We start from the raw sequence: 14,131 nt of genomic DNA on the forward strand, positions 1-14,131 counted from the left end.
CTTTAAACGTACATAGTTTCATAAATATTATTATAATTTTAACAATTTTATAACAAGCTACTCTGTAACGTTTATGCCATCTATAAGTCTTAGAAGAAGTAACTACTGAATTATGATAGAAATTAAAGATTTGCATAAGTCCTATAAAATGGGAAAGAATTCTCTTCATGTGTTGAAGGGGATTAATTTTAACGTAGAAGAAGGAGAATTAGTTGCGATCATGGGATCTTCTGGATCTGGTAAGTCTACTCTTCTTAACATTCTTGGAATGCTAGATGAAGCAGACCAAGGATCATATACGTTAGACGGTGTGCCAATTAAAAATCTTAATGAGAAGCTTGCCGCTCAATATAGAAATAAGTTTTTAGGGTTTATTTTTCAGTCTTTCAACTTAATCAATTACAAGTCTGCTATAGACAATGTCGCTCTTCCTTTGTTCTACCAAGGTATGAAAAGAGCTAAACGGATGGAAAGGTCTATGGCTTATCTTGAAAAAGTAGGCCTTGCAGATTGGGCTACTCATAAGCCTAATGAATTGTCGGGAGGACAAAAACAAAGAGTTGCCATTGCAAGAGCATTGGCGAGTAATCCAAAAGTTCTACTTGCGGATGAACTAACCGGAGCTTTAGATTCGAAAACATCCTATGAAATTATGGATTTAATCCAAAAAATAAACGATGAAGGCAGGACTGTTTTAATAGTCACTCACGAGAAAGATATCGCTCAAATGACTAAGCGAATAGTGAACCTAAAAGATGGTGTCATTATAGAGGATAAAAAAATAACCCAAGTAAGAGCAATGCAAAATGTTTAGTTTAGAACGTTGGCAAGAGGTGTTTGAAACCATTTCAAAAAATAAGTTAAGGACTTTTCTTACCGGGGTTTCCGTTGGTTCGGGGATATTCATTTTAGTAGTGTTATTAGGTGTAAGTGAAGGGTTTCAAAATGGTGTTGAGAAACAATTTCAGGGTGATGCTGAGAATATTATCAATATTTATCCAGGTTCAACCAGTATTGCTTATGAAGGATTTAATAAAGATCGCCGCATCCAATTTACAAATGAAGACTATGCTTTGGTCAATAAAGAAACCGATCAAGAAATTGAATTTGCCTCTCCCTTATATCAGATTTTTGCTGGTTTAGTATCTTATGGGAATGAGTCTGGAAGTTATCGTGTAGAAGGCATTTTACCAGATTATCAATTTTTGGAGAAAGCAGACATTATAGAAGGGCGATTTATCAACATCAACGATGTAAAGGCTAAAGAAAAGTATGCTATTATAGGTAACAGAGCCAAAAAAGACCTTTTTAAAGATAAGTCACCAATAGGAGAATATATAGACGTAGCGGGACTTAATTTTAAAGTCATTGGGGTATTTACGGATCCAGGTGGGGATAGAGAAGAAACTAGAGTCTACGTTCCTATTTCAACAGCTCAAATTGTTTTTGGAGCGGGAACAGATATTAGATCTATGGGCTATACCCTTCCTAAAGAAGAGAATTATGACCTAGCTTTAAAGCAATCTAATGCTTTTGCAGCACAGATCGAGCAAATGTTAAAATCTAAACTACAGATAGATCCTAAAGATGAAAGTGCTCTATTTATAAGCAATAATATAGTAAATACTAAAGAAATATATCTGCTGATAAATGCCATGAAAATATTTTTCTGGGGTGTTGGGATTGCCACCTTACTTGCTGGGATTATTGGAGTAAGTAATATTATGCTTATTATCGTAAAAGAACGTACCAAAGAAATTGGGATCAGAAAAGCTCTTGGAGCTGAACCCATCTCTATAGTGGGCATGATTTTACATGAATCTATATTTGTTACTTCTGTGTCTGGTCTATTTGGATTGATATTTGGTCTTGCCCTTTTAGAAATTGTAGGACCTTATATAGAGTTAGATTTTATTAGAAACCCAAGTGTAAACTTTAGTATTGCGGTTTCCACATTGGTATTATTAATAGCAGCCGGAGCAATTGCTGGTTTCTTTCCTGCATGGAGAGGAGCAAGAATTAAAACGATTGATGCTTTAAGAGACGAATAATATGTTTAATAGAGACAAGTGGAATGAAGTCATTGAGTCCTTAACGTCTAATTTATTTAGAACGATATTGACTGCCTTTGGAGTATTCTGGGGTATTTTCATTCTTGTGATTTTACTAGCTGCTGGGAATGGCCTAGAGAACGGAGTCAAACAGATATTTGATGGAATTTCTTCTAATTCCATGTTTATGTGGTCTCAGACGGTTTCAAAATCCTACAATGGCTTATCAAAAGGCCGTAGATATAATTTTGAGCTTAATGATGTTGCGGAAATTAAGAGAGAAGTTAATGGTCTAAAGTATGTCTCCCCAAGAAACCAGCTTGGAGGTTTTGGTGGAAATAATAATGTTGTAAGAGGCCTTAAAAGTGGTGCGTTCAATGTTTATGGAGATTATCCAGATATCCAGTTTCAAGAGCCAATGAAAATCTTAAAAGGTAGATTTCTAAATCAGAATGATATTGAAAATAAGCGTAAAGTGGCAGTCATTGGGGAAGGCGTTATTAAAGGGCTCTATGATTTTGACGAAGATCCCATAGGAACTTATGTAAAAGTACAAGGGGTGAACTTTATGGTCATTGGCGTCTATAAAAAAAGAGGCTTTGGAGGAGGTAATGCAGAGGAAGACCAAAAGCAAATTTATGTTCCATTTACAGCCTATTCGCAAGCCTTTAATATGGGACAAAAAGTAGGTTGGATGGCTATCACCGCGGAGGATGATAATTCGATTACCAGACTAAAGTCACAAGTGTTTGAAATTATAAAAAGGAATCATGATATTGCTCCAGAGGATGACAGAGCTATTGGAAATTTCGATTTATACGAGCAATATTCCAAAGTTTCTGGGCTTTTCATTGCTTTAAATGCTGTCGCCTATTTTGTAGGTATTCTTATTTTACTTTCAGGTGTTATAGGAATTAGCAATATAATGCTTATCGTGGTGAAAGAAAGAACTAATGAAATTGGAGTTAGACGAGCCCTAGGAGCAACCCCTTGGCAAATAAGAGGACAGATTTTATTTGAATCTGTATTTTTAACTATTATTGCAGGTATGACGGGTATAATATTCGCAACTGGAGTGTTAGCGATAGTTAATGCACTCCTGCCCAAAGGTGCAGATATCCCCTTTGCCAATCCTAGCGTAGATTTAGTAACCGTCTTTATAGCATTAAGTATACTCATCATCTCAGGTCTTTTAGCTGGATTTATTCCTGCTCAGAACGCAATACGTGTAAAACCTGTGGATGCCTTAAGAACCGAATAAAAAATAAACTTACCTAATAGTATTTAAACATGAAAAAAGTTGTCACCATTATTGTATTGCTAATTATTGTCTCTCTTTTTGGAGGGTCTCTATATTACCTCTACCAAAAAAATCAAGAAAATCCAGAAGTTTTTAAAACGGAATCTCCTAAGACTCAAACCATCGTTAAAAAAACAATGGCTACGGGAACACTTGTGCCAAGAGAAGAAGTTGATATCAAACCCAATATCTCTGGGGTTGTGGACAGACTCTTTGTAGAAGCTGGGGATAACGTGGAGGTTGGAGATATGATAGCTCAACTTAAAGTAGTTCCCAATATTACCAGCTTAAATTCTGCAAAAAACCAAGTTAGACAGTCTAAAATCAATCTTGATAACGAGAAAAAAGTTTTTAGCAGGCAAGAAGAATTATATGGAAAGGGCGTCATCTCAGAAAATGATTTTGATCTTGCTAGAAATTCATATGACAATGCATTGCAAACTGTAAAAGCAGCCGAGGAGAATCTTGAGATCATAAGTACAGGAACTACTCAAGATGCTGGAAATGCAGCCACTACAGAAATAAAGGCGAGAATATCTGGAATGGTCTTGGACGTGCCTGTTGAAGTAGGAAACCAAGTTATTGAAGCCAATAATTTCAATGAAGGAACCACAATTGCTACTATTGCTAAAACAGATGATATGATTTTTCAAGGAAAAGTTGACGAATCTGAAGTAGGTAAAATAAAAGAAGGACTTCCTTTGGAAATTACTGTCGGAGCTATTGAAGATGAAACCTTCAATGCCATGTTAGATTACATTTCCCCTAAAGGAACCGAAGAGAATGGTGCTGTTCAATTTGATATCGAGGGCAGCTTAAAAGAGACTAAGGGGATTTTTATAAGGGCTGGGCTTAGTGCAAATGCTTCTATTATATTGGAACGATCTACAGATGTATTAGCGATAAGTGAGTCCTTAGTGCAGTTTGAAAAGGAAACAAAAGAGCCCTTTGTTGAGGTCGAAGTTGGTGATCAGCAGTTTGAGAAAAAAATGGTAGAACTAGGACTAAGCGATGGAATAAATGTTGAAGTGATTTCTGGCCTAGAAGAAAGTGATAAAATTAAAGTATGGAATAGAGTTGAAGAACCTGTTGCAGGAAACCCTAGTAGAAGATAATTAAAGATGATAAAAATGAAACTTACCTTATCAATATTAAGCCTTATACTCTTAGGATGTTTTACTGGTCTTAAAGCACAAACCGATATACCTGCAAGATGGACTCTTGAGGCTTGTGTAAAGTATGCCATGGATAATAATATATCCATTAAGCAATCTATGCTCGATCTAGAAACTGCAGACATCAGTAAAAGTGAAGCTATAGGAAACTACCTGCCTTCACTTAATGGAAATTCTAGCAATACCTGGAACTCTGGTTTAACTCAAAATATAACCACAGGAGTACTGGAGAGTCAAGTGACTCGTAACTTTTCTGTAAATGCAACCTCAGGAATAACCATATTTGACGGTTTAAGAAATTTAAGAGTATTCCAAAGAGCTAAATTAGAGAAATTGGCAAGTCAATATTCACTTCAATTGATGAAAGATGATATTGCGTTATTTGTAGCAAATGCTTATTTACAAATCCTTGTCAATAAACAGCAACTTGAAGTTTTAATAGAGCAGAATAATGTAACTCAGGAGCAAATTGAACAAACACGAAAAACTGTAGAGATAGGAACTGCCCCTCAGGGAGACTTATTAGAAATTAAGGCCACAAATGCAGATGAAGAACAACAAATCGTTGTCGCTGAAAATAATTTAAGAATCTCTAAAATCAGCTTAGCGCAAACACTACTTATAAAAAATTATCAAAATTTTGATATTGCAGATGAGGAGTATAACGTCCCTATCACAGATATCATGTCTAAAACACCTGAAGAGATTATTGCAAAATCAAGGGAAGAGCGTTTCGAAGTTAAAGTGGCAGAGCAAAATGTAGACTTAGCTGTAAAAGATGTTCAAATAGCTAGATCACAGCTTTACCCGTCATTAAGCGGATTTGTCAACTACAACACCAGAGAAACAGATAGAGACAGAACAGTTCAAGGCGGTCTAGATCCAAACAGTCCCACCAGACAAATTGGAATTCTAGAATCTACAGGAGGAGCTGTAGTCACTCCAAATTTTCAATTCCAAACCATAGGGCCAAGAAATTTTATAGACCAATTGTGGAGAAATGACGGTTTAACTTATGGTGTACAACTTGATATCCCCGTTTTCAATGGTTTTGCAACAAGAAACTCTATTAAGAGAGCGGAAGTGAATACCAGACGTGCAGAATTTCAGCTGAAACAAGCTGAATTGGATTTGGAATCCAATGTATATCAAGCTTATGTTGACGCTCAGGGATCGGCTAAGGCTTATGAGGCAGCCTTAAAAGCTGTCGAGTCTCAAGAACTAGCTTTTGAATATGCTCAGCAACGCTTCGAAGTGGGGGTGTCTAATGCTTTTGAACTAAGTCAATCTAAATTTAGATTAACCAACGCAGAAAACAGATTAATTAATTCTAAATATGACTATATTTTCAACTTAAAAGTCTTAGAATTGTTTTTTGGAATTCGAATTATTAACTATTAAACCCTTATTTATTGAGTTTGATTCTTTGTATTGAAACCTCTACAACCAATTGTTCTATAAGCATTGGAAAAGAGGGACAGCTGCTAGCCTTAAAGGAAATAAACAGTAAAAACTTTTCACATTCTGAACAGCTACATACGTTTATTAAAGAGCTACTAAACTCTGAAGATATATCTATCAAAGAACTTAGTGCCGTTTCTATAAGTAAGGGTCCTGGCTCTTATACAGGTTTAAGAATAGGCGTTTCTGCGGCGAAAGGTCTAGCCTATGCCCTAGACATTCCTCTGATTTCTGCATCGACCTTGTTGTGTTTAGCAAAGCAGATCGATGTCGATAAAGCGGTCATCATCCCAATGATAGATGCTAGAAGAATGGAAGTCTATTCTGAAATTTTTAATGCTAGCTTTGAAAGTAAGCGAGGAATTAAGGCTGAAATATTGGAGGAAACCTCTTTCCATGATGAATTAGAAACTCGCAAAGTCCACTTTATAGGGAATGGAGTGGAAAAATTTAAAGCGATCTGTCACCATCCTAACGCTGTTTTTCACAAAAAAAAACTCCCGTCTGCAAAGGAGCAATACCTTATTGCAAAACGGAAGTTTGATAATGGTGATTTTGAGGATGTGGCTTACTTTGAACCCTATTACCTCAAAGATTTTGTGAGTAATAATTAGTAACTATAGTGAATTATAATAAAATATCGTTCTTTTTAGTTCGTTTTCAACTTCTTTTTCGTTTCCTCTAAACTTGAATTTGTTAGATTTAATAAAATCTTTCATTACCTCTTTTTTATTATTTTCAAAAGAATCTAAAATATCCCATCTATCGGCTTCTATAGAAGAAAAGGTTTGACTTGAATCTTTAGAAATATAATAAGTAAAATTTGTAATCAACTGGGGAGGAGTATCTCTTTGGTAAGAAGTTTCTGCCGATCTTGGTGAGATATATTCCTGATAGTATTTTTTGAATAACATAATTTTTTTGTCTTCACCGTTTAAGACCTCTAAATAGCCGCTATCTCCCTGAAAAAAGATTTCGTCATTAAAATAAAGTTTGAAAAGCTTTCCTTCAATTAGGTATTCGTAAATATCTATTCTTTTTAAAACTCTTATTTGTTCTAGATCACGTTTCAAATCAGTCTCGTACTTAACCTCAACTTGATCATAAAATATATTATACCTCAAATTTGTCTTTATTGCAGAATTTTCTTTGGAGTTATCGATAATAACTCCTGACTTGAATTCTTCAGTAAGAAATGGAGAACCCTCAATATCTTTTAAATCCATTTTTCCATCTTCAGTATCGATAGTAAAGATCTCGCCAGATTGACGTACGACTTGTTCTCGGAGAAATTCACCCTGACCAGCATATTGAGCATTAACTTCGGAAGAAAATAAAACCAAAATTAATAAACTTAAAAGAATGTAATTTTTCATAATTTTTTTATTTTTTAATAAATATATTAAAAACTATTCAGATTTCTTACTCATATCGTATAAATGTACATCGCGTTGTGGAAATGGGAAGGAAATTCCTGCACCTTCAAGTTCTGTTTTTAGCTTTTCGATCGTATCGAAGTGTAATCCCCAATAATCGGCTTGATTAGCCCAAAAACGCAAAGACAGATTTACGGAGTTATCTCCTAAACCTCCTACAAAAACAACAGGAGCAGGATCTTTTAAAACGCGCTCATCAGAATTGACGATATTTAATAAAACTTCTCTAGATTTTTTAATGTCGCTATCATAGGAAATTCCAACGGTCATTACATTTCTGCGAATAGGCTCATAAGAATAATTGGTCACTTTATTATTGCTTAATTGACCGTTTGGAATAACAATGCGCTGATTGTTTGGGGTTGTTAGAAACGTATAAAAAATACTGATCTCAGTCACTGAACCTGATTCGTCCTGAGCTTCAATAAAATCGCCAACCCGAAATGGTTTCAGTATGATAATGAGAACACCTCCTGCAAAGTTGGAAAGCGATCCTTGTAAAGCAAGACCGATAGCTAAACCCGCTGCTGCCAAAATCGCTGCAAACGATGTGGTTTCTACACCAAGTTTTGTAATAATGACAATAAACAAAAGGATTTTGAGCACTATACCCAAGATACTTAAGGCAAAACCTCTTACGCCTCGGTCTACCTCACTTTTTTCCATTATTTTTCTTAAACGACCTATAATCAATTTTATGACCCATAACCCTAAGATCAAGAGAACTAGAGCAGCGATGATACTTGGAAGATAAGTTAAGATACTGTCTAACAAATAATTGGCATATTCACCAACACTGTCAATTGAAATGTTTTCCATAAGCAATGATTTTTTAATAGTATAAATATATCAATTAATTGTTGAACCATTTTCAACTTCTCCAGATGGATCTGGATTCACAAAGGTCAATTTTCCAGAGGAATCTTCAGTCATTAAAATCATCCCTTCGCTTAAAGTGCCCTTAAGTGTAATAGGTTTAAGATTGACGACAACACTTACTTTACGACCAATAAGCTCTTCTGGCTTATAATGTTCTGCAATTCCAGAAACTATAGTTCTTTGATCTAAACCCGTATCCACGGTTAACACCATTAATTTTTTGGTCTTTGCCTTTTTCTCTGCTGTTATTATGGTTCCTACTCTAAGATCGAGTTTGGAGAAATCTTCAAAAGTGGCTACTTCTTTTTGGGGTTCTACCTCTTTCTCTTCATTTTCTATTTTGGAAGCTTCAAGTTTATCGACTTGCTTTTGTATCTCCTCCTCTTCAATTTTACTAAAAAGGAATTCAGCTGAATTGATGTTATGATTAAAAGGGAGCAATTCATCTAGTTTCGAAATATCATTCCAAAATGGATGAGAAAAACCTTCAAAATTGAGCATAGTTTTCAATTTTAAAGCGGTAAAAGGTAAAAAAGGTTCACTTAAGACCGCTAAAGCACTTGACACTTGCAAAGCCACATACATAATAGTAGATGTGCGCTCAAGATTTGTCTTTTGCAGTTTCCAGGGCTCTTCATCAGCTAGATATTTGTTGCCTAGACGCGCCAGATTCATCATAATCCCTTGGGCTTCCCTAAAGCGGTACTTCTCGATAGAAGCTGAAATTTGTGAAGGAAATGTTTTAATATCTTCAAATACTTTAAGATCAGTTTCACTAAATTCAGAGGCTTTTGGCACTACTCCTTCATAATACTTATGCGTTAGAACCACCACTCTATTGATAAAGTTCCCATAGATGGCGACTAACTCACTGTTATTTCGGGTTTGGAAATCCTTCCACGTAAAATCATTATCCTTGGTTTCAGGAGCATTTGCTGTAAGCACATACCTCAACACGTCTTCTTTACCTGGGAAATCTTCTAAATAGTCGTGCAACCAAACTGCCCAATTTTTAGAAGTGGATAGTTTACGGCCTTCTAAATTCAAAAATTCATTAGCGGGTACATTATCTGGTAAGATATAGCTCCCTTCTGCTTTCAGCATCGCTGGGAAAATAATACAATGAAACACAATATTATCTTTGCCTATAAAATGAACAAGCTTGGTGTCCTTATCCTTCCAATAAGGCTCCCAATCTTTGCCTTCCCGTTCTGCCCATTCTTTGGTAGAAGAAATATAGCCAATTGGAGCATCGAACCAAACATAAAGGACTTTACCTTCACCTCCTTTTACAGGAACTGGTATACCCCAGTCTAAATCTCGAGTAACTGCTCTTGCTCGCAAACCTTCGTCTATCCAAGATTTACATTGTCCATACACATTAGCCTTCCAGTCCTTTTTATGATCTTTTAATATCCACTCTTTCAGAAAGCTATCATATTGATCTAAAGGTAAAAACCAGTGCTTGGTTGACTTTAACGTAGGGACGTCTCCTGTGATAGCAGATTTTGGATTTATTAAATCTGTAGCATTCAAAGAAGAACCACATTTTTCACATTGATCGCCATAAGCTTCTTCATTGCCACATTTAGGACAAGTCCCTGTTACAAATCGGTCGGCTAAAAATTGATTGGCTTTGGCATCGTAGAGTTGTTCTGTTGTTTCTTCAATAAACTTTCCCTTATCGTACATACTCTTGAAAAACTCAGTCGCCGTATCATGGTGGATTTTAGCAGAAGTTCTTGAATAATTATCAAATTGAATTCCAAAATCTTGAAACGATTGCTTGATGATCGCATTGTATTTATCGACAACATCTTGAGGACTTATGCCTTCCTTCTTGGCTTTGATAGTAATAGGGACGCCATGCTCATCACTTCCACACAAAAAAGCGACGTCTTCTCCCTTAAGTTTTAAGTAACGAACGTAAATATCTGCTGGTACATAAACCCCCGCCAAATGTCCTATATGTATAGGTCCGTTGGTATAGGGTAATGCTGCGGTAACTGTATAGCGTTTTGGATTCTTCATGAGTTTAAAATTTCTAAAGCACAAATGTAATAAACCCCTTTACATTAAAAGACTAAGGCTATTGTATAATATGAGTGAAAAAGCTCTTGAATTATACAGAAATGAATATATTTAGACTTAACCAAAAACATCCTATTATGAAGCTTATCTCAAAACTTTGCCTTATAGCGCTAATCCTTATGTTTTCTTTTTCATGTAGCAGTGATGATGATTCTGCTCCTCCCATTGAAAATGAAAACTTTTTAAAAGTTGAAAATGAACAATTTGAACTCAAATCTGGGTTATATCAAACCGATACCTTAGAGGAAGGACTTTATGCTTTTGGAATTATTATATACGACACCAATGTAAGTGTAGTAGATGGTGAGCCAAAACCAGAAGATGATATAGTTAATGGTATTTCTTTTGAAATTTATACAGGTAACAGTACTAAGCCAGAACTTGGTGAATACATTTTTACAGGAGCTTCCAATCCAGGTGAAGATACGCTTGCCTCATCATCAATTTTATCCAACATAAATGCTGAAAACCAAACAGGGGAAACTATTGAAATTGAAGTTGGTATATTAGAAATTGTAGAAAATGAAAATGAGTATGTACTTAATTTTACAGGTATTGATGAGGAAGATAATGAAATCTCGATGAACTTTAGAGGCCCTCTAACTTTGTTTGAAAATTAAACTATTGTTTCCTGATTTTTAAAATTCATCTGTAACCCCATCTTTATTATGAGAATAATTTTTATCACATTTTTTGGCCTATTATTTGTATACCAAGCATCTGCTCAAGATCAAAGTAACTTAGCCCCTGCAAGCGTAGAAAAATCAATTTATGGAATTCAAACCGGGTTTCTAGGGGCTTGGCTATATAACGAAAGCCGCCTTTCAAACGAATTTGCTTTGCGAAGTCAGGTTGGGTTCGATTTTAGAATAGAAGGCTTTGGAGAATTTGAGTCCTTTGGACCTAACGATGGTTTTTATGGAATACTTCATTTAAGCCTTGAACCCAGATGGTATTATAATTTAGAGAAGAGATTGAAAAAAGGAAAAACCATAGATCGAAATAGTGGAAATTTTATAGCGCTACTAGTATCCTCAAATCTAGAAAGTGTTTCATTTACCTCAAACGATAGAATTGAAAGTCTTGATCAGATCAGATTTGTCCCGAAATGGGGCATTCGTCGTAGTTTAGGAAAGCATATTTCTTACGAAGCCGGTTTTGGATTTGGCTACGCTTTCTTTTTGAATAACACAGAACGAACTGGGTTTTTCCCCTTTAGAGATGAAAGAAATAGTGATTTCACAGTCGATATTCACTTAAGAATTGGGTTTGATCTATAAAATTTATTACTTTTAAGTGATAGATTTATAACATTTAGTGTTTCTATAGCTTTAATGAAACCATAGAAGCACTAGAAGTTATAAACAATTAACGAATTCGATTATGAGTCTTCCACCTCCACTCCAAACTGGCGACCAAGTCGCTATCATAGCCACCGCAAGATATATTTCTAAAGCAGAGATACAACCTGCGCTTGATCTATTAAAAAATTGGGGACTCAAACCTATTTTAGGCTCTAGCATTGGTCAACAAGAACACCAATTTGCAGGAAGCGACCAAGAGCGGGCAAAGGATTTTCAAAACCAACTGAATCATCCAGACATGAAAGCTATTTGGTGTGCAAGAGGCGGTTATGGTTCTGTGAGAATCCTTGATCATATTGACTTTTCTAGTTTAAAAAAGAAACCCAAGTGGATTATTGGTTATTCGGATGTGACGGCTATTCATCTGCATTTGCAAAGTTTAAGCTTCGCCAGTCTTCATGCCCAAATGGCACTTGACATTGAGACCAAATCAAGCTCTACCTCAACTCAGCTTCAAAAAGTAGTATTTGGAGAAAATGCCGGTATCTCCTCACAAAACATTCATCCCTTACAAAAAAACGGAACAGCTTCTGGTGAAATCATTGGAGGAAACTTATCTGTGCTCTATTCCTTATTAGGGAGTTCGTCTACTCCTAGCTTTGAAGGGAAAATCTTGTTCCTTGAAGATCTCGATGAATACCTCTACCACATCGACAGAATGATGCAGAATCTAAAACGCAGTGGGCTGCTGAGCCAAATTTCTGGATTGATTGTGGGGGGAATGACCGATATGAAAGATAATGCCGTACCCTTCGGGAAAACCGCTGAAGAGATCATTTTTGAAGTGGTGAAAGATCTCAACATTCCTGTAGCTTTCAATTTTCCAGCAGGTCACGCGGAGACGAATTTGCCTTTGATATTTGGGGAAACAGCCCATCTTAGCGTAACTTTGAATCGCGTTCAACTTATTTACTAAGCATGGCAGAGCACAACGAACTTGGGAAAAGTGGAGAGAAAGAAGCGGTAAAGTTTCTTCGAGCAAAAGGCTACACTATTTTAGAAACTAATTATGTCTTCGATAGAGCAGAGGTCGATATTATTGCCAAAACTGGTAAAACCTTAGTCGCTGTGGAAGTCAAAACCAGAAGTACGCCAGAGTTTGGTGACCCACAAGATTTTGTAAAACCCGCTCAAATCAAACGATTGGTAAAAGCCATTGATTTTTACATCAATGATAAAGACCTCGACCTAGACGTAAGGTTTGATATTGTTGCTATTATTAAAAATAAATCAGGAAAACATATAGAGCATTTGGAAGATGCTTTTTATTATTTTGAATAAATATAAAAGAGGATGAGTGATGTTATTTTAAGAATTAAGGAGCTTGGTTTTCAATGGGAAACTAAAGATCCTTTTTTGTTTTGTGCTTTTCATGAGGATCAATTTCCGAAGGGAAGAACCAATCTTGGTCCTTCCAAGGAAGGCTTAAAAGATCGGTTCTTGGGAAACGATTTTCATAAAAAAGACGGCTGGCGGATGTACCATGGGCAAGAAATACCAGGGTTTCCTTACCATCCCCATGCAGGTTTTGAAACCATTACTTTGGTAGAAAAAGGCTTTGCAGATCACTCAGATTCTATGGGAGCCAAAGGGCGATTTGGCCAAGGTGATGCACAATGGATGACCGCAGGAAAAGGCATTTTGCATTCTGAAATGTTTCCACTTATAAATCAGGACAAAGAAAATCCGCTTTTACTATTTCAAATCTGGTTGAATTTACCCAAGCGTTCCAAAAAAGTAGAGCCTCATTACAAGATGCTTTGGCACGAAGACATTCCTGTTATTGAAGAAAAAGATGAACATGGAAACGCCATCAGTATCAAAATTATCGCTGGGAAATACAAGTCAGAAAAAGCTTTGGATCCCACTCCAGATTCCTTGGCTGCAGAAGACAATACCGATATCCAAATCTGGAGAATTAGTTTAGAAGCAGGTGCGGAGTTTACACTTCCTCCAGGAGAGGAAGAAAGTAATCGCGTTTTGTTTTTTTATGAAGGAGATCAAATTAAAACCGAAGGTTTTGAAATTCCTTATGGTCATTCTTTAGACCTAAAGGCTTCTCAAAAACTCGAGCTTGTAAATGGTAATAAAAAAGCTGAGCTTCTTTTACTTCAAGGGAAGCCCATCAACGAAGCTGTTGTTCAGCAAGGACCTTTTGTGGCCAATTCTACTGAAGATATGAACAGCATCATAAGAGAGTACCAACGGACACAATTTGGGGGTTGGCCGTGGCCCAAAGCAGAATTTACGCATGGAAACAAAGGTCGTTTTGCTTTATTTTCCGATGGAAATTTGATAGAGAAGCCTAAGTAAGAACTGCCTTAACTAGCAGTTTTGACCAAGCTCGACCGGCAAAGGCAATCTCTACAGAGGG

General features: G+C 36.2%; 14 protein-coding genes. 11 read left to right on the forward strand and 3 right to left on the reverse strand.

Annotated features, from left to right (window positions below; genetic code table 11):
• Nucleotides 1-112 precede the first annotated feature (112 nt).
• The 6 genes from CXF67_RS16220 to tsaB are packed head-to-tail and all read left to right on the forward strand — an operon-like array spanning nt 113 to nt 6,601.
• Complete coding sequence (locus tag CXF67_RS16220) at nt 113-814, forward strand: ABC transporter ATP-binding protein (RefSeq protein WP_102089690.1); 702 nt, start codon at nt 113-115, stop codon at nt 812-814.
• Nucleotides 807-2,051: an ABC transporter permease gene (locus CXF67_RS16225; protein WP_102089691.1), complete on the forward strand. Its 1,245-nt coding sequence runs from the start codon at nt 807-809 to the stop codon at nt 2,049-2,051. The genes CXF67_RS16220 and CXF67_RS16225 overlap by 8 nt, the downstream gene beginning before the upstream one ends.
• Nucleotide 2,052: 1 nt before the next feature.
• Nucleotides 2,053-3,312, forward strand: coding sequence for an ABC transporter permease (locus CXF67_RS16230; RefSeq protein WP_102089692.1), 1,260 nt, complete (start codon nt 2,053-2,055; stop codon nt 3,310-3,312).
• A 29-nt stretch (nt 3,313-3,341) separates the two neighbouring features.
• Nucleotides 3,342-4,466: an efflux RND transporter periplasmic adaptor subunit gene (locus tag CXF67_RS16235; RefSeq protein WP_102089693.1), complete on the forward strand. Its 1,125-nt coding sequence runs from the start codon at nt 3,342-3,344 to the stop codon at nt 4,464-4,466.
• Between the two features lie 15 nt (nt 4,467-4,481).
• Nucleotides 4,482-5,927: a TolC family protein gene (locus CXF67_RS16240; protein ID WP_180957996.1), complete on the forward strand. Its 1,446-nt coding sequence runs from the start codon at nt 4,482-4,484 to the stop codon at nt 5,925-5,927.
• 11 nt (nt 5,928-5,938) lie between these two features.
• Nucleotides 5,939-6,601: a tRNA (adenosine(37)-N6)-threonylcarbamoyltransferase complex dimerization subunit type 1 TsaB gene (gene tsaB, locus CXF67_RS16245; protein WP_102089694.1), complete on the forward strand. Its 663-nt coding sequence runs from the start codon at nt 5,939-5,941 to the stop codon at nt 6,599-6,601.
• A gap of 3 nt (nt 6,602-6,604) precedes the next feature.
• Here the strand turns inward: tsaB and CXF67_RS16250 are convergent, their stop codons facing one another.
• Genes CXF67_RS16250 through metG form a run of 3 tightly spaced genes read right to left on the reverse strand, consistent with a single transcriptional unit; the run spans nt 6,605 to nt 10,333 of the window.
• Nucleotides 6,605-7,363 (reverse strand): hypothetical protein, encoded by a 759-nt coding sequence (locus CXF67_RS16250; RefSeq protein ID WP_102089695.1) that lies wholly within the window; start codon nt 7,361-7,363, stop codon nt 6,605-6,607.
• Between the two features lie 33 nt (nt 7,364-7,396).
• Complete coding sequence (locus tag CXF67_RS16255; protein WP_102089696.1) at nt 7,397-8,242, reverse strand: mechanosensitive ion channel family protein; 846 nt, start codon at nt 8,240-8,242, stop codon at nt 7,397-7,399.
• A 30-nt stretch (nt 8,243-8,272) separates the two neighbouring features.
• Entirely contained in the window at nt 8,273-10,333 is a 2,061-nt protein-coding gene (gene metG / locus CXF67_RS16260; protein ID WP_102089697.1) for a methionine--tRNA ligase, read from the reverse strand.
• A 137-nt stretch (nt 10,334-10,470) separates the two neighbouring features.
• Here metG and CXF67_RS16265 point away from each other — a divergent pair, with 137 nt between their 5' ends.
• From CXF67_RS16265 to CXF67_RS16285, 5 genes are all read left to right on the forward strand, one after another.
• The gene (locus CXF67_RS16265; RefSeq protein ID WP_102089743.1) at nt 10,471-11,013 is read left to right on the forward strand and encodes a hypothetical protein; all 543 of its coding nucleotides are present in this window, start codon (nt 10,471-10,473) and stop codon (nt 11,011-11,013) included.
• Between the two features lie 48 nt (nt 11,014-11,061).
• Entirely contained in the window at nt 11,062-11,673 is a 612-nt protein-coding gene (locus CXF67_RS16270; protein WP_102089698.1) for a hypothetical protein, read from the forward strand.
• 103 nt (nt 11,674-11,776) lie between these two features.
• Nucleotides 11,777-12,673: a S66 peptidase family protein gene (locus CXF67_RS16275; RefSeq protein ID WP_102089699.1), complete on the forward strand. Its 897-nt coding sequence runs from the start codon at nt 11,777-11,779 to the stop codon at nt 12,671-12,673.
• A 2-nt stretch (nt 12,674-12,675) separates the two neighbouring features.
• A complete protein-coding gene (locus CXF67_RS16280) occupies nt 12,676-13,038 on the forward strand; it encodes a YraN family protein (RefSeq protein WP_102089700.1) in 363 nt (120 codons plus the stop codon).
• Nucleotides 13,039-13,050: 12 nt separating this feature from the next.
• The gene (locus CXF67_RS16285; RefSeq protein ID WP_102089701.1) at nt 13,051-14,070 is read left to right on the forward strand and encodes a pirin family protein; all 1,020 of its coding nucleotides are present in this window, start codon (nt 13,051-13,053) and stop codon (nt 14,068-14,070) included.
• The last annotated feature ends 61 nt before the right edge of the window (nt 14,071-14,131 follow it).

This window comes from Psychroflexus sp. MES1-P1E, assembly GCF_002836055.1.
GTDB lineage: Bacteria > Bacteroidota > Bacteroidia > Flavobacteriales > Flavobacteriaceae > Psychroflexus.